We start from the raw sequence: 26,900 nt of genomic DNA on the forward strand, positions 1-26,900 counted from the left end.
ACCGTCACACATCGAACGGCAAAACGGGCGCAAAGTTCTCACTCAGTGGTAGCCGCGACACCCCACCTGCTCGAACCGCCGAGTCGCCCATTCAAATAGCGCGGAATCTCGGCTGCCCGTATCGGCATTCCCTCGAGGTACCCCTGGATCACGTCACATCCGCACTCGGTCACTATCGCGCGCTGCCTCTCCGTCTCCACGCCCTCGGCGACGGTGTCCAGCCCCAGAGACTTGGCAATCGCGATGACGGCTCGCAAGACAGCGAACCTCGAATTCGAGGGATCCGCGTCCAGCGGTGCGACGAACGCCCGATCGATCTTCAACCGATCGAGCGGCAGCCGGGCCAAGCTGGCAACCGAGGAGAACCCTGTGCCGAAGTCGTCCATCGCAATGGCGATGCCGAGCGCCGAGAGCTGTACCAACACATCTCGGTCGGCGTCGTCGATGACCAACGATTCGGTCACCTCGATCTCGAGTCGGCTGGGGTGGAGGTTCACCTCGATCAGTGTCCGGCGTACCGAGTCGACGTATCGACTCGAACGCAGTTGCACCTGAGAAACGTTGACGGCAACCCGAATGTCCTCCGGCCACGTTGTCGCCGCCGTGCAGGCAGCCCTCAGAACACCTGCACCGATCGGCACGATCAAGCCGGTTTCCTCGGCGACCGAAATGAAGTCTCCCGGCGAGACGAGACCTGAAGTCGGATGGTTCCACCGCAGCAGAGCCTCGAACCCGACAACAACTCCCGTCGCGGCCGAGACCTGTGGCTGATAAACCAACTCGAACTCTTCGTCGATCAACGCACGACGAAGATCCAACAATGCCCTGGCCCTACCCGTCGCACGATCCCGCAAAGTCGCATCGAAGGCGCGAATCTGGTTCCGACCGCTCTCCTTTGCGTGGTAAAGCGCGAGGTCCGCGACAATCACCAGGTCTTCGAGGCTGTCGGCATCGTCGGGCATCGAGCCGTACCCCAGACTGGCACGAATGCGAATCTGGTTGCCGACCAGTGAAAATGGTCGTTCGAATGAGTCGAGAATCGTTTGGAATCTCTTCTCCACCTCATCTGCACTCCCGATGTCGTCGAAGGCTAGGTCGTCGAAGGCGATGGCGAACTCGTCACCCCCCAGTCGGCCACAGATCTCGTTCGATCGCAGAACGCTGTGCAGTCTGCCGGCAACATCGCGAAGCACGTCGTCTCCGATGTGGTGTCCCAACCGGTCGTTGATCGACTTGAAGTTGTCCAGATCCAGAATTGCCAGCCACACCCTGTGTCCGTCCCGAATCCGCGAAGACAGTTGAGCGTTGAAGCTGTACCGATTTCTGAGCCCGGTCAACGAATCGATCTCTGCCAATCGCAAGATGTTCTGGCGCTGGTGATACGAGTGCGTGATATCGGATCCGACACCGCGCCACCCGTAGGTCGCCCCATCGCCACTGCCCGGGTGACCTGACATCGACCACCAGCGAGTATCGCCCCGAACGACGACCTGCATGGTGAGGTCCCGAAACGCCGTCCCGGCTTGAAAATTCGCGGCGAGGAGATCAAGGGACTTCCTGCCCACATCTGTTCGGGACGCGCCGATCCCGATCAGGATCTCGTGCATTGTGCGGCCCCGAATCTGTGCTGCCGGCAAACCGACCTGCTCGGCGAATCGATACGACACGGTACTGGCGATACCGCGCGAATCGGTCTCCCAGAGCCAATCCTGTGCTCCGTCTTCGAGATCGTTGAGCAACAACTCGACGAGATCTCGTTCGTCCTCGGCTATGAGTTCGGCGCGTAGCCGTCTCTCGAAAAGTTTGGCCAACAGCAAAGTTCCGCTGTAGAGCGAACCTACAAAGACGACCAGCACCCCGATCAGCACGAAACGCGATGTGCCCGGTTCCGTCCAGAACGCCCCGGCCAACCCGACTCCCACCAGGCTGATCCAGACCACAGTGATTCCGCGAAACATCATGGTGGGAAACACGCCGACCGCGATCCCACCGATCAAGGTCGAGCTCAGTACCAACTCGTCACGAGGATCGAGCATCGGAAAGAGAACGAGAGCCAAGCACGCCAGGAGCACTCCCCAGACAATGATTTCGACTGTGAGTACCACCAGTTCGGTGGTCTGGGACTCGGAGACGCCGAGACGCGAGCGCCGGAGCCAATACACACTGAATCCAGCGCTCGACAACAGCATGACGCTCGACCAGGCGAAGGTGAACCATCCGGAATCCACCGGTAGAAGCACCACGATCGCTGACAACGCAACCGCTGCGGTCAGAAACGACCACGGCAGTACGCGCGCGGTGAACCGCAGTCGTCGATCGAGTAGGCGACGGCGATCGTAATCCGAGAGGTGTTGTTCCGTGCCGCTGCGACCGAGTTTGCGCACCGACGTCTCGACACGACGCCTACGGAGTACTGCCGGGTCATCCACGTCGGCCTGCTACCGCCGCTGCGACCGCGTCGACCGACATGGCTCCGCCGGCGATGTATCCCTGAACAGTCCTCACCCTTGCAGCGGCCACGGACTTCAAGTCTTCCTCACCGTCGACTCCCGAGACGACGACCTCCATTCCCAACGCGTCGACCAGATCCACGACAGCTTCGAGGATCGACCGTCCACCAGGCACTGCACCCGAAATGGAGCGCTCTATCCGGACTCGGGTGAACGGAAGGCCGGACAGTGATGCGAGCGAGGAGAATCCGGCGCCGAACTCGTCCACGGTCAGCGCGATTCCCATGTCCGCGATGGCGTGCAACGCAAACTTGGACTCGTCGGTGATCGCCGATGATTCGTTGAGTTGGAGCTCGAGCTGATGTGCACTGACACCTGATCGTCGAAGCGAATCCCCTATCGCGACGACAAAGGAATCCGATTCGAGCTGACGCGTCGATACCGCGACGGCTACCCGCAGGTGATCAGGAAGGCGGGACGCCGCCTCGCAGGCCAACTCGAAGACGGTAGTCCCCAGTGAGTACGCCAAACCGGTGTCGTCTGCGACGCTCATGAATTCGGCGGACGTAACGGCACCGAGGCGGGCGTTGTGCCAGATCACGCGGACTTCCACGGCCACGATCTCGCGGGAAACCACGTCGATCCTGGGCAACAGCTCGAGTTCGAGGTCCTTCTCCGCGACAGTGTTTCCCAGATCTTCGAGCAGGCGGGCCCGCCGATCGGCCACGGACTTCATCGAGTCTCGATATTCACGTACGGCCCCGCGCCCGGATTCCTTTGCCGCGAACAAGGCCAGGTCCGCAGCGCCCATCATCTCGTCGGCGGAGGACGGCAGCTCGTCGGGGAGGTAGTACCCGATGCTGCATCCGATCTCCAACCGCGTACCGGCCACTGTGATCGGCTCGTGCAGAGTTTCGATGTAGCGGCCGAGCAGAGTACGAACTTGTGAGCTGTCACCCACATCGGTGAAAAGAACCGCGAACTCGTCTCCCCCCAGACGTGCGAACAACTGTGACACCCCGCCGGCTTCGGACAGGCGATCCGCGACCTCTCGCAGAACCGCGTCGCCAACGGTGTGTCCCAGTGTGTCGTTGACCGACTTGAAGTTGTCGAGGTCGAGCATGGCCAACGCGAGACCACTTTCGCTTGTGTACGGCTCGCGCAGCAGTCGCTCGAGCTCGGTCCAGAAGCTGTGCCGGTTCGGCATACCGGTGAGTGCGTCCACACGACCCATCCGCACGATCTCGTCACTCTGCAGTTTTACTTCCGTGACGTCGGAACCGACTCCTCGCCAGACGAACTCGTCGGGTGTACGGCCGGGGCGCGGGCGTCCGGAGATCTGCCACCACCGAATTTCACCGTGAACTCGGACCGGAACGAGCACGTCGACGAATGCGGTCTTCGTGTGGCGGGCCTGCTGCAACTCCATGAGCGCATCGATCCCGCCGGGGATCCGTAGGGTGCCCAACTCCATGAACAGGTCCTGCCACGCCGTTCCCTGCAACTCGGTGGAGTCCAGCCCCGCTTCGACCGCGAGCCGCGTCGGGATTCGGTTGAACTTGCCTTTCTGGTCCGTCTCCCACACGAAGTCCCCGGCGTTGCCTTCGAAGTCTTCGAGAAGCATCTGCACGACCGATCGTTCCGACGCGGCGCTCAATTCAGCTCGATAGCGAGATTCCAGGTTGCCCGAGACCACTATCGTGCCGCCGATCAGAGCCGCGCCATAGGCGATCATTCCAATGAGAATTCGTTCGAACTCGGGTCCCGGCTGAAGCCAGAATGCCACCCCGAGGATTATCAGATTGGACAGGACCCAGGTGACCCCCACCACTCGCAACATCGCGGTGGCCACGGCTCCGGCACCGGTGATCGATGTGGTGACCGCTATCAGGATCAGATCGCCGGAATCGTCCAGGATCGGGTACAGGACCAGGGCGAGCGAGGAATACAGGATCCCGACTACAGCAAATTCGACGATGAGAAACGCGTAGGACATCCGGTACGTGGGTGTGATCAGGTTGAAATGAATGGCGAGACCCACGCACATCCCCACCAACCCGATCACGCCGGACAGCAATGGCCACACACGCGGCAGCGGTCCGCCGTCCGGGGGAATTACATACAACGTCAGCCCGAGTGTGACGACGAGGTGGACGGCAGCGGCCCATGGCAGCACGCCGAAGGTAACGGCTATCTGCTCACGAGTTACGTCATCACGTTGGGCGGGCGTCAGTCTTTCTCTCTGGCGGGGTTGCAGAAGCGACAGGACTGGCATCACTTACCTCCCGCTCCCACGACGAAATTGAATCGGACGTTCGACTCAGCAATTCTTCCGTAATTGGACGTTGCCGTGTCAACCAGTGCGTCCACCCTATTTCGGAGTCGCGTCTGCCCACAGACACAGTAATCAGCAAACTGCTGGTCTGCCGCAAGTTGGCGCCGCAAGTTTGATGCCCATGGGTTGAAATCAGACATGAGGGACAATGGCCGGAGATCGCCGATCACGTCGGTGGAGATTCCTCGACGGGTAACACGATCGGACTCATTTGAGTTCAGACAAGGACTATCACGATGGCAATCGACTACACCCGACGTTCCGGCGAGTCCACTCCGTCGCAAGCACCGGTCAGCCTGAGCAAGATCACGCTCACCAAATCGGCACCGACGGTCAACCTCGCGAAGGCGGGTGAACGACAAGGCAATATGCGCGTGAACCTCAACTGGTCACAGGGGGCACCACCGAAGAAGACCGGTTTTCTCGCCAAGCTCGCCGGCGCAGGCTCTGGTGCGGTCGACCTGGACCTCGGATGCCTCTACGAACTTGCCGACGGGTCCAAGGGAGTAGTTCAGGCCTTGGGTAACAGTTTCGGTTCACTGACTTCTCCGCCCTACATCTCCCTCGACGGCGACGACCGCAGTGGTGCGAACACCGGCGGCGAGAACATGCACGTCAATCTTGGTGACCCAAGCGCTTTCCGGCGAATCCTGATCTTCGCGATGATCTACGACGGCGCTCCCAACTGGGCGGCGGTGGACGGCGTCGTCACCTTGTATCCCACCAACGGGCCGGAGGTGGAAGTGCGACTCGACTCCGCCAGCAACCAGGAGCGACTGTGCGCAATCGCTCTCATCCAGAGTTCAGGTCAGGGCGTGACGGTGACCCGTGAAGTTCAGTACATCAACGGCAGTCAGTCAGATCTCGATCGGGCCTACAACTGGGGAATGAAATGGGCTGCCGGACGAAAGTAGGGGCTGCGGACGGGATCTCCCCCATCCGAATGACAATGTCCGAATCATCCACAATGTCGCAAGTTACTGGATAGTGTCGAGAAGTGGGGTCGGACATGAGGGGTCACGCTCGACACCGATAGTGGGTCGGTGACGCTATGTGCTTGGCGGCGCCGACGTTCGACCGGAAAGGCCCTCGATTTCCCCCGAGATCGAGGGCCTTTTCGTATCTTGCGTCACTGTTCGCACCCTTTCATTAGTTGATCGTTAAACTAGGCGTTCGTCCAACATGCACCGATGGAGAACGTGAATGTCCACGAATTCAGATCGACGCCCGCGCCTGCCCGTGAGAATCGCCTACCTCGCCGCAGGAGTTCTCTTTGTCGCCGCCATGCTCCTGTTTGCAAGCGTCGTCAACCCTGATCGGGACCGCGATTTCTCGATGAACCACGTCCCCGCGGGGACGTCGACGACCGCCTTCGCCGCAACGTCCGACCTCGGCTAACGAAGGTAGCGGTACGTAAGTGGCGCACGTCACGAACTGTGGGTAGTTTCAACGCCGATGGTTCGCCGTAGGTCGGTATTGAGAGGGACGGCCAACCACTGCCCTGCCTGGTTGCCCCACCCAAGCAGGCAGGGCACCCCAGATCAGGCAGGCACCCCCGATAATTTAAGCCTCAAGTAACTGTTACTCGGGAAAGACTTGTATGAAACGGGGACGAATCGTACATTTCATCCGGCAGTCGGCCTTCGTCCGACGCCTTTGCCGTCAATGTCGACGGAACTTCTCTGAACACCACCACAAGTCGGCCACTTGTCGTGACCGCATTCGTCCTCGCGAAAGGCTCGCCCATGTTCGATTTCTTCGGCGCAATCTCCGGCTTCTTCGGCCTACTGTTCGGCACCGGCTCGTCGAGCGGGAGCTCGGGAGGAAGCAGCGACGCACCCGTCGCCCCGCCTACCTGATCCACAAGCCTCACCCGGCACCGATCCGCCGGGTGAGGCTCTCGCGAATCTCTTTGAAACACAACGTAACAGCACTTCAACCCCACCGACTTTTCTGCGGATCCACGCCGACACACTCCGGCGTCCGGACAGTTTCACCACATCGCCTGCAGTAATGGGTCCTGTGTCCGCCATTCTCCGTCGAGGCACACCCGCAGACCTCCCAACCGACAAGGCATGTGTTCGCCGTGAGCCGGTGTCCGTTGGAGCAGCAGTCCGGGGATTGCTCGGTCAACCGCATCTCCACATTTTCGCACACATGTTCGACAACTTGATACTGCACGCTGCACATTCGATTACACCGGCCGCTTCCGGTCGGCCCGAGCGCAACTATCCCTTCCGTCACTTCGGTCTGCTTTAATACGAAGGCTTTGTCGGGGGTTTACCAATGTCCGAAGTTGTCGAATTTCTGCGAGCACACGCAGGCGAACACGGGGTTGAACTATGGGTTTCTTCAAGAAGGCGGCTGTGACTGCTCTAGCGGTCGCTGCAGTCGGAGCATCAACAGGGATCGCATCAGCTGATCCGTCGACCGACGTGAATTACGAAGCGAAGGTCGTCGACAAGTCGATCGTCACCACCATCGACGCCGGGCTGTTCAAGGTGTCCGGCGACGGCAAGTCCGTCGTCTTGCAGGACAGCAAGGGAGCCGACCTTGTTTCCCTGCCTCTCGCATACAACCTCGGGGATCTACAGTTCCCCTTCGATCGCACGATCAGTGAAGACGGTAAGACCCTCACGCTGACACCGATCACCGATTCTGCGAAGGCAACACCTCGACCCGAGAGTGCGCCTGCGGCAAAGGAATGGACGCCCGTCGCCTCGCCCGAGGAGAATGATCGGGCGATTGCGCACTTCCAGAGCCAACTCGGACTCGGCACTCAGGTCGGCAGCCTGCTCGGCACCATCGTCGGCGCCGGAATCGGTTGCGCTGTCGGCGCTCCGCTGGGCTTGACCATCGTCGGACTCCCCGTCGCCGCGGCACTGTGCCTGGGTGGCCTCGCAACAGGCGCCGGAATCGGCGGTGTCGCCGGAACGATCCTCGGCGGCGGCGGCGCGGCTGTCGTAGCCGGCATCGATCTCGTCAACACGCTGAATGCTCCTGCAGGGACGACCGTCTGGGCTCAGTAGCCACGTGGTGGTCAGTCGCTGCTCCACGGAAAGCCCCGCCCGCCCGAAGAGGACGAGCGGGGTTTTTCGATTCAATGTGCAGGAGGATCTACGTGGTGCCCCCAGTCGGACTCGAACCGACACTTGACGGATTTTAAGTCCGTTGCCTCTGCCAATTGGGCTATGGGGGCCTTGCCGCACCCGACGGGTCGGGTGCGGCAGGGATCAGACTATCGGGTCGGTCTGAGCTACCGACATCGCGATGCCGTCGAGTATGTCGTGTTCGCTGACAACCAGTTCGGCGATCCCGGCTTTGGCTTCGAACGCTTGAGCCAGCACCGTGGTGATGATCGCTCCGCCGCCGATGACGTCCACCCGCCCCGGATGCATCGGGCCGAAGGCAGCACGATCAACCCGAGGCATAGCAATGAGACGCTCGCACACGTCGAACAGTTGATTGAACGAAATCCTCGACAGGTGCACCTTCTCGGCGTCGTACTCCGGAAGATCCTGCGCGATCGCGGCCAGCGTCGTCATGGTTCCAGCGACACCCACCCACGTGTGCGCCTTCTCGACAGGTACGGCCTCGAACGCCTCGGTAAGTTTCGCGGTCGCGAAAGCCGTCGCCTCGGAAACCTGCTCTGCTGTAGGCGGATCCGACGGTAAGCAACGCTCCGTGACGCGCACACAGCCGATGTCGGTGGAGTATGCAGCCTGGACGCCCGACGTGTCGCCGAGGACAACTTCGGTGGATCCGCCGCCGAGATCGACCACCACGAAGGGGCCCTCGGACGGATCGAGTTCTCCCACAGCACCGCTGAACGAGAGGCGCGCCTCTTCGTCGCCGGTGATGACCTCTGCTCCGGATCCGGGAATCACCGCGCCGAGCACGTCCCGCGTCATCGTGAAGAATTCTTCCCGATTCGCAGCGTCGCGAGTAGCCGAGGTGGCGACCATGCGAACGGCGGTTGCTCCGGCATCGGCGATCATCGACGCGTACTCGACCAGCGCGACCCGGGTGCGTTCGATGGCCTCGGGCGCGAATGCCCCTGTCGCATCAACACCTTGACCGAGTCGCACGACGCGCATCTCGCGCCGGACATCCACCAGACGACCGTCGGCGCCGACGTCCGCGATCAGCAGTCGAATGGAGTTGGTACCGCAATCGACTGCGGCGACACGGCGAGTCACCGGTCGGTGTTGTCGGCATCGTCGATGCCAGGCCAGTCCGCGGGAATTGCAGTGCCGCGCAGCTTTCCGTGACCGGCCAACGCGACGGACTCGTCACCGAGCGGGTTGACGCCGGGCCCCTTGGCAAGCGAATGTGCCATCAGCACGTGCAGGCACTTGACACGATCCGGCATTCCACCGCCGGCAAAGTCGGTTCCCAGAGATTCGATCGCGTCCCGCTCGGCAAGGTACGACTCGTACGCCCGGCGGTAAGCCGCGGCAAGTTCCGGATCCTGGGTCAGGCGTTCGGTCATTTCACGCATGACGCCGGCGGATTCCTGACGGCTCGCTTCGGCAGTCAGTCGCGGGTCCGTGAGGTAGTACAACGTCGGGAACGGTGTTCCGTCCGGAAGTTTGGGGGCGGTCTTGACCACGCCCGGCTGACCGTCCGGGCTGCGGTACGCGATCTCGATCACTCCGCGTGGCTCACGGCCCAATTGAGCGGCAACGGCGTCGAGATCCGCTTGTGAAACCTGTGGGGAATTTTCGGACGTGTTGCTCACCCGGTGGGTACTCCTTGTTCTTCTGGCTCTATCGGCGCCAACGGCATCGGGGCCGGTGTCGTCGTCTCGGGAACCACTGGCGGTTCCGAAATCGTTTGCCACAGATCGCGATACCACGGACCTGTGAGCGGTGTTTCCTTTTCCTGCTTCTTCTCGGGTTCCTTGTAGTCACCGGGAAGCTGAACCTGGAACGGGGTCTCGCCTGGTTTGACGTACCGAAGGCGTTCTCGTGCAAGAGCTTCGATGTACGCAGGGTCGTCGAAGCGCGCGTTCTGCCCTTGCAGCTTTCGCAGTTCTTCCTCGAGTACCTGACGTTCCGCCGCCACCTGCGCGGCATCCGAACGCTGGCTGATGTAAGTACGGAGCGGCACTGCCAGTGTCAGCGCCAGCATGAGCACAACCATCGCGAGCACAACTGCCCGACTGGTGGACAAACCGAAAATGGTGTTGTCCGACTTCGGAAGCCGAGACCAGAACTTGTTGGTTCCGCTCTTCCCCCGGGCCGACTTCGACCCTCGCGCCGATGCTTTCTCGGCGGAGACCCCCGGTTGCGCGGGGTCTGTCACAGCAGAATCAACTGCTGCCGGATCTACCGAAGGTTCCGACACGCGCGGGCGTCGGGCGCTGTCCCGACGCGCACGCGACGGTGTGTCCCCACGACGGGAACCACGACCCCCCGGACTTCCGCCGGGGGATCGTGGCTTACCGCGCTGTGCAGACACTACTGAATCTTAGATTTCCGTCAGGCCTCGAAAGCGAAGCGCGGGAACGCAACCTCGCCGGCGTAACGTGCTGCGTCGCCGAGGTTTTCCTCGATGCGCAGCAGCTGGTTGTACTTGGCAACGCGCTCGCTGCGTGCCGGAGCACCGGTCTTGATCTGGCCGCTGCCGACGGCAACCGCGAGGTCGGCGATGGTGGTGTCCTCGGTCTCGCCGGAACGGTGGCTCATCATCGTCTTGTAGCCGTTGCGGTGAGCGAGATCGACGGCGTCGAGGGTCTCGGTCAGGGTGCCGATCTGGTTGACCTTCACCAGGAGTGCGTTGGCCGCACCCTTGACGATGCCTTCTTCGAGGCGCTCGGGGTTGGTGACGAAGAGGTCGTCGCCGACGAGCTGGATTTTGTTGCCGATCTGATCGGTGAGTGCGACCCAGCCGTCCCAGTCGTCTTCGTCGAGCGGATCCTCGATGGAAACGAGCGGGTAGGCGTCGATGAGCTCGGCGTAGAACGCCGCCATCTCGGCCGCGGTGCGGTTCTTGCCCTCGAACTTGTAGCCGGTGCCGTCGGTGTAGAACTCGGTGGCAGCGACGTCGAGAGCGAGCGCGACGTCGGTACCCAGCTTGAGGCCGGTCTTGTTCACGGCGATCGTGATGAGGTCGAGTGCTTCCTTGGTGCCTGCGACGTCGGGCGCGAATCCGCCTTCGTCGCCGAGACCGGTGGAGAGGCCCTTCTCCTTGAGAACCGACTTCAGGGAGTGGTAGACCTCGGCGCCCCAGCGCAGCGATTCCTTGAAGCTCGGTGCGCCGATGGGAGCAACCATGAACTCCTGGACGTCGACACCGGTGTCTGCGTGTGCGCCACCGTTGAGGATGTTCATCATCGGGACAGGGAGAACGTGAGCGTTGGGGCCACCGACGTAGCGGAACAGCTCGAGGCCCGAGGACTCGGCGGCGGCGCGAGCCACGGCAAGCGAGGCACCGAGCAGAGCGTTTGCGCCGAGACGCGACTTGTCCGGGGTGCCGTCCGCGTCGAGCAGCGCCTGGTCGACCGTGCGCTGCTCGGTTGCGTCGATGCCGATGATGGCAGGAGCGATCTCGCCGAGCACAGCCTCCACGGCCTTCTCGACGCCCTTTCCGCCGTAGCGTGCGCCACCGTCGCGCAGTTCGACGGCTTCGTGCTCACCCGTCGAAGCGCCGGACGGCACCGCAGCCCTGGCGAAACTTCCGTCTTCGAGCAGAACCTCGACCTCAACCGTGGGGTTACCACGGGAATCAAGGATCTCGCGAGCTCCGACCTGCTCAATACTGGCCACTGTGTGGTTCTCCTTCGAATGGGCTTCGCATTGGGGCACGCTCTGCGTGCTTGACACTTGGGCTCCGACCCCTCCGGTCGAAAGAGGACCACGATCGCGGCTGGGCCTCTGCAGTGCCAGCACCTCTGTAGTGCCAGCACACAGCCTAACCGCACGGGCCGAAGGCTTCTTTATCGACGCGCGGTCACGGGTCCGACCTGCGGATCGATCACCGTCAGTCCGGCCGTACCCCGACTGAATACGCCGACGCACGATCACGAACGAGCGCGAGATAGTCGCCCGAGAGGTTGTACGCCATCAGTGCCTGCTGCCATCCGGCAGCGGAAGTGAGGTCTCCCCCGCGTGCACACAGGTAGCGGGCGGCCGTGAGGGCAGCGTCGTCGATGTTGTCGGGGTCCACCCGGCCGTCGCCGTTGGCGTCGACTCCCCATTTGAGCCACGTCTCGGGGATGAACTGCATGGGCCCCATCGCACGGTCGTGCACTGGATCGCCGTCCATCGCCCCGCCGTCGGTGTCGGGGATCTCGGCAACTCCCGGGCCACCGTCGAGAGGGATTCCCCGAATGATCGGAGCAACCTGGCCGAACGCGTCGACCGACGAGCCGTCGTAGGTCCCGTGGCGGCTCTCGACGCTGCCGATACCGGCCAAAGTTGTCCACCCGATTCCGCAGCCGGGAAGCGTCTCGGCCATCACCGCGGCGGCGTACCCGTAGGCCTCGAGTGCCGTCGTCCCGATCCCGATGTCGTCCGACAATCCCGCTGCCCAGTCGGCGAGTTGATCAGCACTGCGGCCGGGAGCATTGATGTCGATCGGCGGCGTCGGAGAGCCGGTACCTGGGGGTATGCCCTCGGGAATAGCAACCTTCGGTTCGTTCGATCCGCAAGCCACGACGCCTGCGCCCAGCAAAGCTGTTCCGGCAGCTACTGCTGCTACGGCTCGCGAGAGACGCCGGGGACTTCTGCGGGCTACGGGAGTTCGGTACACCCCTCCATCATCCACATGCGAGTGAACTACTCCCGAATCCATTGGTAAAGAACAGCAAAAGTACAGGTGAGGGCATGGTTCGCCGTCGATGATGGAGTATCTTCTTCTGAGTTAAGGCTGGCCTAGCCTCACGAACTTGTCCGAAGCTGTTACACCCTTCCTGTCAGGAGTCGCCCGTGCCCGTGTCGGTACTCGCTGCCGCGAGCACACCATCAGTTGCCACCCAGTTATTCGGCAGTGGCCTGATCGGTCTGCGCGAAGGCCTCGAAGCGGGCATCGTGGTGATGATTCTCGCCGCCTACCTCGTGAAGGCGCAGCGCAAGGACGCACTGAAATGGGTGTGGCTCGGCGTCGCGATCGCCGTCGCGATGGTGGCGATCATCTTCTTCGCGATCCACTACGGAACGTCGACGGTCGACGGCCTGACCGCAGAGATCATCGCGGGCGTTGCCTCCCTGATCGCCGTCGTCATCGTCACGATCATGGTCCTGTGGATGCGTACGGCAGCGAAGAACATTTCCGGAGATCTCAAGGCGGGGATGGAAAAGGCGCTCATTGCCGGACCCGTCGCCATTTTGTCGCTGGCATTCTTCGCGGTCGGTCGTGAAGGCGTCGAGACAGCGTTGCTCATGGTGGGGTACGCAGAGAACACCGCCGGCAGCTCCTGGCCGCTGGTCGGACTGCTCCTCGGAATTCTCTTGGCCGCCGTCTTGACCGTCGCCATGTACTTCGGCGCCCTCCGTCTCAACCTCACGACGTTCTTCCGGTACACGGCGATCTTCCTCATCGTCGTAGCCGCCGGAATCCTCTCGTACGGTGTTCGCGCTCTGCAGACCGGAAACGTCCTGCCGGGCGGTTCGAATCTCGCGTTCAACCTGACACCCGGCTACGACCCGTCGACCTGGTACGGCACCGTCCTCGCCGGAATCTTCAACTTCCGCCCGGACCCGACCGTCCTGCAAGCCGTCGCATGGCTCGTCTACCTCGTAGTCGTCCTAGCACTCTTCCTGCGTCCCCTTCCGTCGAAGCCAACCGAGCCGACGGCCCCGCCCGCGCACGACACACACGTTCCCGAAAAATCCTGAGAGGCATTGCCGACATGCGTAAATCCACCCTCGTACTGGCCACGGCTGCGGTACTTCCCTTCTCCCTCGCCGCGTGCACCGAGAAGACGACGGCGAACGACGGCGACATCACGGTCACCGCCACCGACGACTCATGTGAGGTCAGCGCCACGACGGGGACGACCGGCACGTCGACCTTCCAGGTGACGAACAACGGCTCCAAGGTCACCGAGTTCTACGTCTTCGCCGAGGGTGATCGAGCGATGGGCGAGGTCGAGAACATCGGCCCAGGACTGACCCGTCAGCTGATCGTCTCTCTCCCTGAAGCAGCGACCTACCAGCTCGCCTGCAAGCCGGGCATGGTCGGAACCGGCATCCGTCAGGACTTCGTCGTCACAGGCGATTCGCAGGCGGCCACCGACGAGAGCGGCCAGCTCGCCGAAGCCGCCGACGGTTACCGTCGCTACATCCGCAGCCAGATCGTCGCGCTGCAGGACACCGCAGCTCAGTTCGTCGCCGCCGTCCAGTCCGGCAACGTCGACCAGGCGAAGGCACTCTTCCCGATCGCACGTACCTACTACGAGCGCATCGAACCCGAAGCCGAGAGCTTCGGCGAACTCGATCCCAAGCTGGACCTTCGCGAAGCGGATCTCGAGCCCGGTCAGGTCTGGACCGGGTTCCACCGCCTCGAGAAGGATCTGTGGGTGACCGGGCTTCAGCCGGACACCAACGCGGTCGCAGATCAGCTGCTCGAAGACATCCAGTACCTTGCCGACCAGGTGAACGCGGACGATTACACGATCGATCCCACCAAGATCGCCGGCGACGCTCAAGGGTTGCTCGACGAGATCTCGAAGTCGAAGATCAGCGGAGAAGAAGACATCTTCTCGCATACCGACCTCTGGGATTTCCAGGCCAACGTCGATGGCTCACAAGCGGCGATCGCGGCACTGAACCCGATTCTGCAGGAACGTAATCCCGAGCTCGCCCAGCGCATCGCTGACCGATTCGCCGACCTCGACGCTGCGCTGGCGCAGTTCCGGGTCGGCGACGGATTCGTGTACTACGACACCGTGACCGAGGCGCAGCGTCAGGAACTCTCGCGTAAAATCGATGCTCTGTCCGCCGAGGTCAGCCAGGTCCAGGAAGTAGTCGCGGGACAGTAGATGACTGATTCACCGAAAGGCACACCCGCTGCGGAAAGCGCAGCACCGCAGGCAGTCTCACGGCGCCGACTGTTCGGCGCCGTGGGGGCGGGCGCCGTCCTGGCCGGTGCCGGTGCCGTCATCGGGCGGGTGACCGCCGACGAGAGTTCCGGCACCGATCACGCAGACGTGGTGGCCTTTCGCGGCGAGCATCAGGCAGGCATCACGACGCCGGCCCAGGATCGTATGCACTTCGTCGCTTTCGATGTGACGACGAAGTCGCGCGACGAACTGATCACGCTGCTGCAGACGTGGACGGCGATGGCCGAACGAATGACGGCGGGTCAGGAAGCAACCGAGGACGGAGCGACCGGCGACGGTCCGTATGCACCACCGAGCGATACGGGTGAGGCACTCGATCTCGCGCCGTCGCAACTCACCCTGACCATCGGATTCGGACCGTCACTTTTCGACGACCGGTTCGGTCTCGCAGACAAGAAACCTGCTGCCCTGCTCGATCTCCCCCACTTCCGTGCGGACAACCTCGATCCGAATCGCAGCGGGGGCGACATCGCCATCCAAGCGTGCGCCAACGACCCCCAGGTTGCCGTCCATGCGATCCGCAACCTCGCGCGAGTCGCGTTCGGGACCGCGTCGGTCAAATGGTCGCAACTCGGGTTCGGACGAACATCCTCGACCTCGACGACGCAGGCGACACCACGAAATCTGTTCGGGTTCAAGGACGGAACAGCCAACATCAAGGCGGAAGATCCAAACGCACTCGCCCAGCACGTCTGGGTTGATCCCACTGACGATCAGGCCTGGATGGCGGGCGGCTCATTCCTCGTCGCAAGACGAATCCGCATGCTGATCGAGCAGTGGGATCGCGCAGTACTCAAGGAACAGGAAGCTGTCATCGGCCGCTCCAAACGCAGCGGAGCGCCGCTCGGTGGCAAGGACGAGTTCGACGAGCTCGATCTCGATTCCAAAATGGGACACGACTTCGTCATCCCGGAGGATTCACACGTGCGCCTGGCCTCTGCCGAGGAACTCGGTGGGATTCAGATCTTGCGCCGCGGATACAACTTCACGGACGGCTCCGATGGCTTCGGCCACCTGGACGCGGGACTGTTCTTCGTTGCGTACTGCCGGAATCCGGTCGAGCAGTTTGTTCCGATGCAGCAAAACCTTTCACGACACGATGCGCTGAACGAATACATCCAGCACGTCGGTTCTGCGGTCTTCGCTTGCCCCGGCGGTCTCGCCGACGGCAAGGACTGGAGTTCCCAACTGTTCACCTGACGCGAGTCTCTGTGTTCAGTACCTCCACGAACGCACCAAATTGACCGGTGCCCGATTCCGCTCGGTCAGTGGATCGATTGCTCTGGTCGTGGTCGGCGGCAGCAAGTCGGAGGTAGGTACCGGCGCGACAATTGCCGTTGTTTGCGCCTGCGGCGGTTCCGCCTGTGCAGGATCCGAAAACGGGCGCAGCACCGCCCACGCGAGGAAGCTGGTCAGCGCAACCATCGAGAACCCGACGCCCACAAGGATTTGCATCCTCCCAAGCCCACCAGCAGGTAGCGAATCCGATTCGGTGTCTTCTTCGGTTTCACCGACGCTGTGCACCACGGCCTGATCGGAAGACATTTCTACAGTATCCGTTGCGATTTCCGAGTCGGAGACTGCCGAAACCGCGACGTCCGAAACCGCGACTTCCGAGCTGGGGTGCTCCTGATGTAAGACCTCGGCTATCAATGCTGCGCCCTTGGCCGAGGCGAGCTCGGGCTCGGCCGGCCTGATCACCGGTACCGAAAACTCCCGCGCGAGTATCTTCTCCACCAGTGAAATTCGGGCGCCTCCTCCGACGAGAACCAAAGCGTCAGGGACACACCGAGCTCGTGCCGCAACTTCTCGAATCACCATCAGCGTGTCTTCGACTTCACGCTTGACAACCGAATCGAAACGGATGCACATGGATTCGGGAACGGGCATCACCTGCGCACGACGGGAGCCACTGGCGAGATACTCCTTGACTTCGCGGGCGTCGAACGCTGAATCAGCGTCGAGGGCTGCATCAACAGTGGTTGCGGGAAGTAACTCCGCGACAACCCCGTCGAGCCTGTCACCGGCGAGCGCCGTCGACCGCGTGGACGCGATGGTTGTCGCGGTCCCGATCTCGATCATCGAGACAGTCACTCCGGTTCGACCGATATCGAGAACTGTAAGTAACCGAAAACCTTCGGCCGCACCCGAAGTCCGTACCAACGCGACAACGGCAACCGCTTCCGGCACCGTGACAACGCCCTCGATACCTCGGGCACGCAGTTCTGATTCGAGCGCTACGTTCTGCCGCTCGTCGGGAACCGAAATGACCATCCGTGACGTGTCCCCGCGAACCGCAGCAACTAGGTGAATCGCGGCTGTCCGGACCGGAGAGGCGTCGTATGCATCTACAGTCCGAGTCAGGAATCGACCGCTCGTGGATCCGGTTTCCGGCTGGGGGTCGGCCCGAACAATACGAACCGAGGCAGCGCCCAACGACGCACCGAACACTGGATCCATCGCTGTACGCACCCCCATATCGAACTCTTGCACTGTTCATCCGCCGCAAAACATACTTGCGGTATGTTATCTGTAGCGGGAAGTTTACCGGATCCTCTGGAAACCGGAGAACTACGCGAAACTGGCAGGCCGAATCAATGTGTGGAGAGGTCCTTGAACAAGTCGATGGCCAACATGACGACCGTGATGTCCGCACTACACGCACCCAACCCCACCCTGCTGGCGATCACCACCCGGCACCTCCGCGACCGCCAGACACCGACCGGGATTCGCACGATCGACACGTGGATTCCGGGCCCTGGTGATGGGGCACTGTTCGCCTCGGTTCACCTGCCGTCGGATGCTGCCGTGCGCGGTGCCGTGGTCATATGTCCACCCCTCGCGAAGGAACACATCAGCGCTTATCGGGGACTGCGCCAACTCGCCCAAGAACTTGCCGAGCACGGATTCCTCGCTCTTCGTTTCGACTATGAGGGACAAGGAGATTCATCCGGTCGGCAGGATGACCCGCTAGCAGTTGCGCACTGGCAGGCCAGCGTGACAGCAGCCGTTTCGTACGTGCGGCGCACAGGTATCGAGTCCGTTGCCGTCGCAGGTTTGCGTGCAGGGGCCCTACTGGCCGCGTCCACCGTAGATACACTTGGCGACCTACGTGCGATGGTCTTGTGGGATCCGGTCATATCCGGTAGGGCCTATGTTCGAGAACTGACGTCGCTGTACCGCGTTTCGGTCGACGACGACCCCCACCACGACGATTGCACATCGATCGTGGGCGGCCTGCTGGCTTCCGCAGCGGTGAATGACCTTTCCGGACTTGACCTCAGCACGTTCGATCCGAGTTCGTCGACAAAAGTCCTCGCCGCGATTCGCCCTGAATTCGCTGATTCGCCCCGCGTGGTACGGATGCTCGAGCGATCCGGTGCTGAACGCATATTCGTCGAACGCCAGAATCAGTTCGTTTCCCCCAGCAGTTTCGTACTCTCGGTGCCTACGCACGACATACAGCGGATTTCGAGTTGGGTGTCGCGACAATTCGGCGAGGACAAGACTTCCGTCGATCCAGAGATCACGTCGGCGGCGCATGTCGCGACGGCTGACGACGGCGAAGAAGTCTGGGAAATATTGGAACGACGGTCCACCGGATCACTATTTGCAATCTCCACCGCATCCCGCACGACCGCGAGCCACGCTGCCACAGCGATCTTTCACAGCACCGCGAACGAGCACCGGATCGGGCCGGCGAGACTGTGGGTCGAGTCCGCTCGAACTCTCGCCTCGCACGGTATTCGCTCGATTCGCTTCGACAGGATGGGCACAGGAGACAGCGGCACGGTCTGCACCGACGAGAGCACGCCCATCGTGTCTCCGGAAGCGCGCCGCAATGTGTTGGATCTCGTCGACACTCTCGACGTGCCGCCGTCCCGCCGGATGCACGTCGGAATGTGTTCCGGCGCATGGATGGGCGCCTATGCAGCAAGCCAGCGCGGCGCAAGGTCCGTGGTGCTTCTCAACATAGTGAACTGGTCGATCAACAATCGCCGACCACCAGTGAAGAAAGCACACGTCGATGCAATGGAGTCTGACGTTGCAAACCGAATTTTCCTCGTGGCCAGAACAATTCGCAATTCCGGACGACGAGCTCAGCGGTACGTTCCCTACCCGGTGTGGCTCGGTCTCGGTTTCCTCGGATTGGTCAATGCCCCCGAGTCGATGCTTCGGACCTTGACCCGCCGCGGGACAAAAACTGCAGTGTCACTCTCGCCGGAAGACGAAGCGTGGTTCGAGGCGAACAGAGGCCGACGAGGTATAGCGCGTCTTTCGAGATCGAGGAATCCTCCACAGGTCTTGTTCTCAGGCTCCGGCGATCACAACCTGTTCCATCGCAGTTCGCGAGAACGCGTCCGCCGGTTGATAGTTGCCTCTGCACTCGATGCGTTCGGAGACCGAAAACTCACCGTGTCGAAGCGCGATCAGGAGCGACTCGGAGCATGATGCGCACGTCTACCCGGGACGGAATTACAACGTCGTCCCAAGTATTTGTAGTCGTTGCAGCGACAACCGTGGCGCTTCTGACCGGTTGCACTGCCCACACAAGGCCCTCAAAACCGACTCCTACGTCCGTACCTCTTCCCTCGATCAGCGCCGACGCCGTCGCGGCCAGAGGCAAACTGGAAAGTGCGTCCGCGTTCGACGAAATCGATCCACTGATCGCCGACGTGGGCGCGACTGCCCACCAGATCACGTACCGATCAACTTCAGGTATGGACGGAAGCTCAACGGTCGTGTCTGGAGTCGTCTTCGTTCCGGAAGGCGATCCACCACCCGGCGGGCGGTCTGTTGTCACCGTCGGTCACGGCACAACGGGAGTGACTGCGGAGTGCGGACCTTCGATGTACCCGAATCTCCTGGGTTACGCGAGCACGATCGTCCCTTTGATGAAACTTGGGTTCGTCGCAGTCATGACCGACTACCAAGGATTGGGTCCGGCAGGCGGCATCAACCCGTACCTCGATCCGAACACCAGCGCATTCAACCTGATCGACGGAGTTCGCGCGGCGCGAGAAATGGTCCCGGACACGTCCGGGAAATGGGCAGGACTCGGCGTGTCGATCGGCGGGCAGGCGACATGGGCGGCGGCAGAGTTGTCCGGTTTCTACGCGCCCGAATTGAATTTTGTCGGATCGGTAGCGCTGGCTCCGGCGGCAGATCTTTCCAAGCTCGCCGACTTGGCCCAGTCGCAGTGGCTGACGCATGAACAGCAGATCATGATGTCGTACGTAGTATCTGGGCTGACCATCGCTCGACCCGGCACCGATCCAGGCAACTACCTACACGGCGCGCTGGCGAGCAACTCTGCGATGTGGCTGGCATGTGCGGGTCCGGTGTTGAAAGAACGCGGCGAACAAGCATCACGACTGAATCCCGCCGATACCCTGCCGAACTCCGACGAGGCCGGAGCAGTCTTGCGCGACTGGCTCATATCGATCGCCCTTCCGCAGCGTCCGGCCGGAGGACCACTCTTGGTCATCAACGGCGACGCTGATCAGACGATCCGCCCGCAGTGGGTGCAAGAGGCCGTCGACAATGCCTGTGCGTTCGGCGATTCGGTGCAGCACATCGTCAGGGCAGGCCAAACTCACAATAATCTGGATCCGGGGTCCGAGACCGCAGCCTGGCTCCAAGCGCGCTTCAGAGGCGAGTCACCGCCGTCGGACTGCTGATTTATCGTCCAAAACTCGAATCGACCAGGTACTCCATGTTCTGAACCGCAGGAGTGGACACGACGTCTGAATGTGCCTTCGCCGAAGCCACTTCCGCCCCGTTTCGAACCACGCTGACCGAGACGGCGCCGACCGCCGATGGAACCGTGCAGATGTCCATCCCTGTATCGGCACTGCACGTGGTCGTCGTACCGCCGACCGTAACTTTCACTTCGGCACCTTCGACCAAGAAGGTCAAAACCTCGATCGTGTCGCGAACCGGGGACGACCCCGCACGCAGAATCATCGGTGATACCGAGGGTAGTGCGGGTTGCGCGGACGACAGCTGGTTCCGATAGGTGACGTACGCGATATCACGTGCAATCGCCGGTGCCGTTCCGGTCTTGAACCAGTCGACAAAATATGCGTTCAAATCGAGCAGCGCACGACCGTGCCCCTCGCTCGGTGCAAACGCCGTACCTTCGCTGTAGTCGTTCCACGAAATTAGTTGCACCCATTCGCTATCCGATTCGCGCGCAATCTGCCAGGTGTTTCGGAGATTCCCAGTGTTCTGCGCTTCGTCGAAAACCGATTGGCTGGGACGCGCATCCTGGAACGAGACCGACTGCATCCATATCTTGCCGAGAGCGTGCGCTCGGTTCACCTGATCCAGTGGCGAGCCGATCCCGGTGTCCGTCACTGGGTTGAAGGAAGGGTTACGTCCACCCCACGTCGACATTCCATAGCTTATCGACGCGAATGAATCCATATTCGTGGTGGAGTTCAGGAAGAGTGGAACGAAGGCCACCTCGATCCCGTGGCGGGCCTTCATGATTTCGAGAAACTGCGACCACCACGCCGGGTCGTGTTTCTCGGCAAGAAAGGGCGAAATCACCACCCGGTTGTCCGTCAATCGAAAAACCGACGGCGATGACGCGTACTGCGACAACTCGCCTGCCAGATTCGCGGGGTCCAATGTGCCGAGTTCGCCGTTCATATCCGGCATCAGCATTATTTCGAACGCAGGATCAACCGCGGCCGAAGCGGCGAGAAGTTGGGACGGAACGGACGAAGACCACAACGGGTTCGACGACTTCGTCAGAATGTCAACCGAGAACCCACTGATTCCCGCGTCGATTGCCTGCCGCACTTCATCTTCGAGATCTCGCTGCCTCCACTGTGGGTCAGCTGAAACAGGCCGTGGTTGCGGTCGGTCTCGAAGAAACCCTCCGAATGCGGCGTATGAACCTCGTTCACCGTTCGGATTGAGATACTGCGTGGCGTAATAGTCTTCGCCCGACGGTAGGTTGTCGATCGAAAGGGGATACGGCGGGAAGTAGTGCGCAAAGACCATTTTGGCGGTCGACTGTCCGTTGTCCGGAAGCTCGACGGCGGGATGTGATGACACCGCCGCGTCAACCCTCGCGTTTGGGTCCACTCCATCAGAGAGCCTGAGGCCGGCCACTACGAGAAGCACTGACGACACCAGCGCAATGCCGATGGTAACTGCACGAAATTTCCTGTCCCGCGAACCTTCGATACTCACCCGTTTCCGTTTTCGAGCATCGGCGTTCACCGAATCAGCCACCCCTTCTCACACACGGCCTTACGCCGCAATGTCCGGTGACGTTGACATCCCGAACCTGGAAATCGAATTCCAATTCAATTCTGCTGCACAGAATCCGAAGCTTGCGGCGAATGATTCGACCTGGAATCGGAATCGCCGTTCCCACCGAGTGATCTTACCTGCCGCTTATCGGTCGGCAACTCGTCACTCGAGAGGTTCGCCTTCTGCGCGACCTTTGTGCGGAGCATCGAGCGAGGGATCGCCACTGTCGGACTGTCCAGATCACTGCGCGTGTAGCGCCCCTCAGTCTCCGCCGGCTCCCATTCGTCGAAATCGATGCGCATATCTTCGGCCGGAGATTCGACCGAATCCCCCGAATCATGCTTCTCCACTTCATTCTTCCCCGTCGATCCCACACCTGGTTCTGCGTGTATTACCTGCGCGCCGGCTCCTCGTTCAACGGGAGGCCACGCGCCGACTGGTTCATTCGATGCATCATTCACCGGAGGCTCGTTCGCCGCAGGCTCGTCCACCACACTCACACGGCTGCGGACCTTGACCCAGCCACCCCGTCCGACACCCGACAGCACCGCGCCCAACAGGTTCGCGCCGGCAGCGCGCAGCGTGGTCGCTGCGCCTTCCACCTCGTCGACCGACGAAATACTCTGTGTTGAAACAAGAACGACGCCGTCGACGACTGAGCCGATCACAGCCGAATCGGAATAGAGCGACAACGGTGGACCCACGACGATCGTGTATTCGAATTTCTCGGAGGCTTCCGAAAGCATCTCGCGTGCCGAGACCGATGCGATGGCATCACCGGAATCGGATCGTATCGAGCCGGCGGGCAGCAGAGTCAATGAGCGACCGGGTACCTGAACGAGCACGTCCACGAGCGGAATCGCACCGGCCAGCACGTCGGAAAAGCCGACTGCCGGCTTGATACCGAGGTAAGAATCCAAGCTCGGCGACCTCAAGTCACCGTCCACCAACAGCACTCGACGTCCCGCTTCGGACAGGACAACCGCGAGATCGGCTGCGATGCACCCCGCAGGCTCCGAGTACCGAGGCGAGGCGATGAGGACCGAACGGATCGCGTCGGCACTCGGGCCGGCGAACTCGATACCTGTCCTGAGCTTGCGTATCGACTCGGCATAGGCGGTCGCGCCGTCGGCGGGGAACGTCAAAGCGCGAAATCCCCGCGAGGCCGATTCCGGAACTGTCGCCAAAATCGGTACACCTGCAACGGCCGAGAGCATGGAAGCGCTTCGAACGGACCGGTCGAGTCGCCCAAGGAGCACCCGGACGCCGATGCCGACGACCAGGCCACCGATGAGGCCGAACAGGGACGTCATCACGAGATTCGAACCCCCACTGGCATCTTCAGCGTTGGCCTCGGTGACCACCTGGACGGAGGTATTCGGACGGCCACCACCGTTAGGGGTCTCCAACTGCCCCACATATTGTGCAAAATTCTTCGCATACGCATTGGCGATACCGGCCGATCCTTCGGCCGTCGAATCCGTGACCGAGACCTGCAAGAGCACAGTTTTCTCAACTGCTGCCGCCGAAACCTGCGAGGCCAACTCATGTCCGCTCATTGGAAGACCCAGGTCGTCGATCACCTTGACCGCCAGATCGTCGCTCGAAAACAGTTGGGCATAGGTCGCCGCTCGTTGCTGAGAAAACAGATCGCCCTGGTAGGCGCCAGCCGAGTCAGCACTGATCGGCGAGCCGATGAACAGCACAGTTGTCGACGTGTAGGACGACGGACTCGAGATGGCCATGAAAGCACCGAGGATCAAGCCGAGCACCGCGAAGACAGGTAGTGCCCACCCCCGCCTCAGAATTCGCGCGGCAGTGCTGAGTGCATTCATGTGTTCGCCTTTCTTGGAGATCGCTGTGTGCGTGTGTCTCCGTCGCGCCGTGGCGTGTAACTTGCCACCGAGTCAGTTGTGTCTGGCCGATTCACGGGCAACACTGCCCCTCGCTGCGTTCGGCGCGTGGTCGTCAAGAGGACCGAACCTTCGATTTTCGCTCCTGCGATTTCCAGATCGTGAATCTTCGTCATCACCGTCTGCATGTTTGTCGAATGAGACTGAACGACAAGGATTATCGAACGGCATACCTTGGCCAGTCGGCCCGAGTCGGCATACTGCGTCCCGCCGGAGTCGAAAACAACCACTACGTCGAACCTGGCACTCAGATCTCGCAGCATGCGCCTGAACGACTCAGACTCGAAGACTCGCTCCGGAGTTTCGGTCGGCGAACCGCTCCGGAGGAGAGTCGGATGCAGCGGTGTCGAGATCAGAACATCATCGAGGACGCTGTCCGACATGACGATGTCGGTGACCCCGAACTCGATATGTGCACGCGAGGATCGGAAGTTGCAGTCGACGAGAACCACCGAATACCCCAGAGCGCAAGCAGCATCGGCGATGCCGCCAGCTGCGAACCTGCTGATCTTCCCCTCGTCGGCAGCGGTCACGAGCACGGGTGACGCGGGCGTACCTGACCCGATGAGATCTCGGTTGAACTGCAGTCTCTCAAAATAACTTCTCGATGCCGACTGAGCACCTTCCTCGGCGGACAATCCCCTGTCACCGAGGTACGGGATCGACTCGAGCACAGGTAGACCCGTCCAGGCCGCTAATTCGTCGACACCCTGAACTGCTCTCGACCTCGCAGCAGCCAAGATCACACCAGTCACTCCAACCATCGATCCGACGACCAACCCCAGAAGAACGTTCGGAATCGTCTGCGGACCAGCCGGGCTCGTCGGTGCTGACGCCGTGACGACAGTCAGCGGCTGAACCGTCGGGATCAAAGTCCCACTCGGCGTCTCGAGTCGCCGGATCGTCTCGTTCATCTCATCCGAAGCCGCGTTCGTCAGTTGCAACGCCCGGTCTGCGCTGTCGGTGGTGCCAGAGATTTCGAGCAACACGGTGTCGGGCACAACGCGAACCGAAATGCTTTCGACGTCACGCAGACCACTCTCGCCCAGACGACTTGCGACGCGGGCCGAGAAGTCGGCACCCTCCGCCAGACGCGTGTACGTACCCGCTCGTTGCTGCGAGAATTCGTCACCTTGGAAAGGGCTCGAATCGGCATTGCCCAGAGTGGTCGGTGTGCCCCACCCTGGCGTGGTGAGAAAGAGCTGGGTCGAGGACTTGAAAGTGGTCGGCGTGAGCAATGTCAGCAGAACGCCTACCAGCAGGCCGAGCAATGTCGAGATGCCGACGACAACCCACTTGTCACGAAGGATTCCGAAGAAGCGGGACGGGTTCATCGCAGAATCCCCCCATTCGGCGCGCCCTCGCGAATCACACCGGAGGCGGTCAGCGATTCCACCAGTTTCTGAGCAATCACTGCGTTCCCCACTGCATTCGGGTGCACACCGTCCTCGAATTTCAGTGTCGTGAGGTCCACGTCGGCGTACCAACCGTCGGCAACAGGATCGATCACGGTCGCGGCAACCGATTCCCCGTAACTTCGCAGCGCTGATACGAATTGGTCGTATCCGTCGTACGGCACAGGTGTGACGTATGTCGGCACGATGATCACCAGACGCGCATCCGGCCATGCATCCCGGACGGTATCGATGTACGACGTCATGACGGGAAACAAATCCATCGGACTCATGTGCAGATCGTTTCGCCCACCGTCCACGAAAATGATGTCCGCTCGATACCGCTCGATCGACACCTGTAGTCGATTCTCGAATCGTGTTGTAGTTCCCTGATACTCGGGTGCGCCGTCGTTGGTGAAACCGGTGCTTCCCTGAGCATCGACATTGCAGTCCCACCCCATCCGGACGCAGATGATTCTCGGGTATGCCCCGAGCCCGATTCCGTTGATGCCCGCAGTGAAGCTGTCGCCGAACCACATCGATGCCGGCGCTGTGTCCGGCGGCAACTGAGGAACCGTTGTCGCTGCTGTGAGGGCGGACCGGCCGTTTCCGGCAGCCGAATTCTGACGCACCGCCAGCGCCGTCGCACAAACGACCAGTACCACCAGCAGAGCAAGGCCCACGAGTTCCAGCGGGCGACGGGCAGAGATTCTCGACGAGAATCGGTTCGTCCGAGTCATCGAGTCACCTCCCGCCGTGAGACGAAGAATGCACAACCGATGATGACGAGGAAGTACGACATCGCTTGCAGCAGTGATCCTCTGAGCAGAATGATCAGGTAGAAGGGCAGGATGCAGGCAAGGATCGTCGGCGCCCTGGACTGGCGCAGCGACAGTTCGATTCGCCTGTCCTGAATCCCTGCGATCAAGCCTAGAGCAACCATTCCGACAATCAGCGCGATCCACCCACCGTTGACGAACAGCTCGGACCACAACGGAGCAGAAAGGTTCTTGACCGTGTAGTTGCGGCTCTCCGCGAGCAGGATGCCCGTGTCCGTAGCTTTGCCGGGCCAGATGGTCCGCGGAATCCAGAAAAGAACAACTCCGAGTGCCTGCTTGCCATCGGTAACCCCGTGCGTATTCACAAAGTTGACGGTGTTGTTGACCTGCGCAAATGCGTCGTAGTCCGGAGACGTGAGCGATTCGAGAGGCGAGCTTGTCTTGAACTGTGCCGACGTGCTGTACCTGAACGCATCGGCGAGCGGAAAGACCAGGACAAGTGCAGCCACGGCAAGCAGGGCAACCACACGGAAACGACCACGGGTCGCGAAGAGTCCGAAAAGTGCCGCCACGGCTAGTTGTTGCGGGTACGGACGTTGCTGACGCGGGACTGAAGTAGACGGGCTGGTCCTCGGCGCGAGAATGGGAATTGCGAAATAGCCGTTCTCGACCAAGAAGGACCAACCCTGTGACA

20 protein-coding genes, 1 tRNA gene and 1 pseudogene are annotated in these 26,900 nt (G+C 61.4%); 8 read left to right on the forward strand and 14 right to left on the reverse strand.

Features of this window, described 5'->3' with window-relative positions; translation table 11 throughout:
• Positions 1 to 38: 38 nt before the first annotated feature.
• The gene (locus ASU23_RS03500) at positions 39 to 2,429 is read right to left on the reverse strand and encodes a bifunctional diguanylate cyclase/phosphodiesterase (protein WP_156423083.1); all 2,391 of its coding nucleotides are present in this window, start codon (positions 2,427 to 2,429) and stop codon (positions 39 to 41) included.
• Positions 2,422 to 4,725: a bifunctional diguanylate cyclase/phosphodiesterase gene (locus ASU23_RS03505; RefSeq protein ID WP_225320105.1), complete on the reverse strand. Its 2,304-nt coding sequence runs from the start codon at positions 4,723 to 4,725 to the stop codon at positions 2,422 to 2,424. The genes ASU23_RS03500 and ASU23_RS03505 overlap by 8 nt, the downstream gene beginning before the upstream one ends.
• A gap of 296 nt (positions 4,726 to 5,021) precedes the next feature.
• On the opposite strand from ASU23_RS03505, the gene ASU23_RS03510 reads away from it, so the two are divergent.
• The 3 genes from ASU23_RS03510 (at position 5,022) to ASU23_RS03525 (ending at position 7,814) form a co-directional block, all read left to right on the forward strand.
• Positions 5,022 to 5,699 carry a tellurium resistance protein TerA gene (locus ASU23_RS03510; protein WP_007728823.1) on the forward strand — a complete coding sequence of 226 codons (678 nt, stop codon included), beginning with the start codon at positions 5,022 to 5,024 and terminating at the stop codon, positions 5,697 to 5,699.
• Positions 5,700 to 5,988: 289 nt separating this feature from the next.
• On the forward strand, positions 5,989 to 6,183 hold the full coding sequence (locus ASU23_RS03515) for a hypothetical protein (protein WP_058037253.1): 195 nt from the start codon (positions 5,989 to 5,991) through the stop codon (positions 6,181 to 6,183).
• Positions 6,184 to 7,127: 944 nt separating this feature from the next.
• Complete coding sequence (locus ASU23_RS03525) at positions 7,128 to 7,814, forward strand: hypothetical protein (protein WP_007728826.1); 687 nt, start codon at positions 7,128 to 7,130, stop codon at positions 7,812 to 7,814.
• 93 nt (positions 7,815 to 7,907) lie between these two features.
• Here ASU23_RS03525 and ASU23_RS03530 read toward each other — a convergent pair.
• The 6 genes from ASU23_RS03530 to ASU23_RS03555 all read right to left on the reverse strand — a co-directional run bounded on the left by ASU23_RS03530 (position 7,908) and on the right by ASU23_RS03555 (position 12,582).
• Positions 7,908 to 7,984, reverse strand: a tRNA-Leu gene (locus ASU23_RS03530).
• A gap of 34 nt (positions 7,985 to 8,018) precedes the next feature.
• Entirely contained in the window at positions 8,019 to 8,984 is a 966-nt protein-coding gene (locus ASU23_RS03535; RefSeq protein WP_058037254.1) for a Ppx/GppA phosphatase family protein, read from the reverse strand.
• Positions 8,981 to 9,526 carry a DUF501 domain-containing protein gene (locus tag ASU23_RS03540; RefSeq protein WP_003946286.1) on the reverse strand — a complete coding sequence of 182 codons (546 nt, stop codon included), beginning with the start codon at positions 9,524 to 9,526 and terminating at the stop codon, positions 8,981 to 8,983. The genes ASU23_RS03535 and ASU23_RS03540 overlap by 4 nt, the downstream gene beginning before the upstream one ends.
• Positions 9,523 to 10,092, reverse strand: a complete 570-nt coding sequence (locus tag ASU23_RS03545; RefSeq protein WP_019744627.1) for a septum formation initiator family protein — start codon at positions 10,090 to 10,092, stop codon at positions 9,523 to 9,525. The genes ASU23_RS03540 and ASU23_RS03545 overlap by 4 nt, the downstream gene beginning before the upstream one ends.
• 176 nt (positions 10,093 to 10,268) lie before the next feature.
• Complete coding sequence (gene eno, locus ASU23_RS03550) at positions 10,269 to 11,555, reverse strand: phosphopyruvate hydratase (RefSeq protein WP_003946309.1); 1,287 nt, start codon at positions 11,553 to 11,555, stop codon at positions 10,269 to 10,271.
• A 214-nt stretch (positions 11,556 to 11,769) separates the two neighbouring features.
• Positions 11,770 to 12,582, reverse strand: a complete 813-nt coding sequence (locus ASU23_RS03555) for a lytic transglycosylase domain-containing protein (protein WP_087503791.1) — start codon at positions 12,580 to 12,582, stop codon at positions 11,770 to 11,772.
• A 140-nt stretch (positions 12,583 to 12,722) separates the two neighbouring features.
• Between ASU23_RS03555 and efeU the strand changes: the two genes are divergently transcribed.
• From efeU to efeB, 3 genes are read left to right on the forward strand one after another with little or no spacing between them, the layout of a single operon-like run.
• A complete protein-coding gene (gene efeU, locus ASU23_RS03560) occupies positions 12,723 to 13,625 on the forward strand; it encodes an iron uptake transporter permease EfeU (protein WP_058037265.1) in 903 nt (300 codons plus the stop codon).
• Positions 13,626 to 13,639: 14 nt separating this feature from the next.
• On the forward strand, positions 13,640 to 14,770 hold the full coding sequence (gene efeO, locus ASU23_RS03565; RefSeq protein WP_058037256.1) for an iron uptake system protein EfeO: 1,131 nt from the start codon (positions 13,640 to 13,642) through the stop codon (positions 14,768 to 14,770).
• The gene (gene efeB / locus ASU23_RS03570; protein ID WP_058037257.1) at positions 14,771 to 16,051 is read left to right on the forward strand and encodes an iron uptake transporter deferrochelatase/peroxidase subunit; all 1,281 of its coding nucleotides are present in this window, start codon (positions 14,771 to 14,773) and stop codon (positions 16,049 to 16,051) included.
• A gap of 15 nt (positions 16,052 to 16,066) precedes the next feature.
• Here efeB and ASU23_RS03575 read toward each other — a convergent pair whose 3' ends face one another.
• The gene (locus tag ASU23_RS03575) at positions 16,067 to 17,311 is read right to left on the reverse strand and encodes an Hsp70 family protein (RefSeq protein WP_058037258.1); all 1,245 of its coding nucleotides are present in this window, start codon (positions 17,309 to 17,311) and stop codon (positions 16,067 to 16,069) included.
• A 63-nt stretch (positions 17,312 to 17,374) separates the two neighbouring features.
• Between ASU23_RS03575 and ASU23_RS03580 the strand changes: the two genes are divergently transcribed.
• Both ASU23_RS03580 and ASU23_RS03585 read left to right on the forward strand, forming a co-directional pair.
• Positions 17,375 to 19,303, forward strand: coding sequence for an alpha/beta hydrolase (locus tag ASU23_RS03580; protein ID WP_082661312.1), 1,929 nt, complete (start codon positions 17,375 to 17,377; stop codon positions 19,301 to 19,303).
• Positions 19,300 to 20,532 carry a lipase family protein gene (locus ASU23_RS03585; RefSeq protein ID WP_082661313.1) on the forward strand — a complete coding sequence of 411 codons (1,233 nt, stop codon included), beginning with the start codon at positions 19,300 to 19,302 and terminating at the stop codon, positions 20,530 to 20,532. Before ASU23_RS03580 ends, ASU23_RS03585 begins: the two co-directional genes overlap by 4 nt.
• A 1-nt stretch (position 20,533) precedes the next feature.
• Here the strand turns inward: ASU23_RS03585 and ASU23_RS03590 are convergent, their stop codons facing one another.
• The 5 genes and pseudogenes from ASU23_RS03590 to ASU23_RS34170 form a co-directional block, all read right to left on the reverse strand.
• Positions 20,534 to 21,919 carry a glycoside hydrolase family 71 protein gene (locus ASU23_RS03590; RefSeq protein WP_253741170.1) on the reverse strand — a complete coding sequence of 462 codons (1,386 nt, stop codon included), beginning with the start codon at positions 21,917 to 21,919 and terminating at the stop codon, positions 20,534 to 20,536.
• Between the two features lie 254 nt (positions 21,920 to 22,173).
• A complete protein-coding gene (locus ASU23_RS03595) occupies positions 22,174 to 23,955 on the reverse strand; it encodes a polysaccharide biosynthesis tyrosine autokinase (RefSeq protein WP_058037262.1) in 1,782 nt (593 codons plus the stop codon).
• Positions 23,952 to 25,367, reverse strand: a complete 1,416-nt coding sequence (locus ASU23_RS03600) for a hypothetical protein (protein WP_058037263.1) — start codon at positions 25,365 to 25,367, stop codon at positions 23,952 to 23,954. Before ASU23_RS03600 ends, ASU23_RS03595 begins: the two co-directional genes overlap by 4 nt.
• Positions 25,364 to 26,167 (reverse strand): SGNH/GDSL hydrolase family protein, encoded by an 804-nt coding sequence (locus ASU23_RS03605; protein WP_007728848.1) that lies wholly within the window; start codon positions 26,165 to 26,167, stop codon positions 25,364 to 25,366. Before ASU23_RS03605 ends, ASU23_RS03600 begins: the two co-directional genes overlap by 4 nt.
• Positions 26,164 to 26,900 (reverse strand): annotated as a pseudogene (locus ASU23_RS34170) (hypothetical protein); the annotation flags it as partial. The pseudogene ASU23_RS34170 and the gene ASU23_RS03605, both read right to left, overlap by 4 nt.

Origin of the sequence: Rhodococcus sp. KB6 (genome assembly GCF_001445685.1) — a bacterium.
Lineage (GTDB): Bacteria > Actinomycetota > Actinomycetes > Mycobacteriales > Mycobacteriaceae > Rhodococcus_F > Rhodococcus_F qingshengii.

Excerpts from the sequence above, each read along its gene's own strand:
- ASU23_RS03505 (WP_225320105.1), bottom strand. The coding sequence starts at position 4,725 with ATGCCAGTCCTGTCGCTTCTGCAACCCCGCCAGAGAGAAAGACTGACG.
- ASU23_RS03510 (WP_007728823.1), top strand. The coding sequence starts at position 5,022 with ATGGCAATCGACTACACCCGACGTTCCGGCGAGTCCACTCCGTCGCAA.
- ASU23_RS03515 (WP_058037253.1), top strand. The coding sequence starts at position 5,989 with ATGTCCACGAATTCAGATCGACGCCCGCGCCTGCCCGTGAGAATCGCC.
- ASU23_RS03525 (WP_007728826.1), top strand. The coding sequence starts at position 7,128 with ATGGGTTTCTTCAAGAAGGCGGCTGTGACTGCTCTAGCGGTCGCTGCA.
- ASU23_RS03555 (WP_087503791.1), bottom strand. The coding sequence starts at position 12,582 with ATGGATTCGGGAGTAGTTCACTCGCATGTGGATGATGGAGGGGTGTAC.
- efeO (WP_058037256.1), top strand. The coding sequence starts at position 13,640 with ATGCGTAAATCCACCCTCGTACTGGCCACGGCTGCGGTACTTCCCTTC.
- efeB (WP_058037257.1), top strand. The coding sequence starts at position 14,771 with ATGACTGATTCACCGAAAGGCACACCCGCTGCGGAAAGCGCAGCACCG.
- ASU23_RS03575 (WP_058037258.1), bottom strand. The coding sequence starts at position 17,311 with ATGGATCCAGTGTTCGGTGCGTCGTTGGGCGCTGCCTCGGTTCGTATT.
- ASU23_RS03580 (WP_082661312.1), top strand. The coding sequence starts at position 17,375 with ATGTTATCTGTAGCGGGAAGTTTACCGGATCCTCTGGAAACCGGAGAA.
- ASU23_RS03585 (WP_082661313.1), top strand. The coding sequence starts at position 19,300 with ATGATGCGCACGTCTACCCGGGACGGAATTACAACGTCGTCCCAAGTA.
- ASU23_RS03595 (WP_058037262.1), bottom strand. The coding sequence starts at position 23,955 with ATGAATGCACTCAGCACTGCCGCGCGAATTCTGAGGCGGGGGTGGGCA.
- ASU23_RS03600 (WP_058037263.1), bottom strand. The coding sequence starts at position 25,367 with ATGAACCCGTCCCGCTTCTTCGGAATCCTTCGTGACAAGTGGGTTGTC.
- ASU23_RS03605 (WP_007728848.1), bottom strand. The coding sequence starts at position 26,167 with ATGACTCGGACGAACCGATTCTCGTCGAGAATCTCTGCCCGTCGCCCG.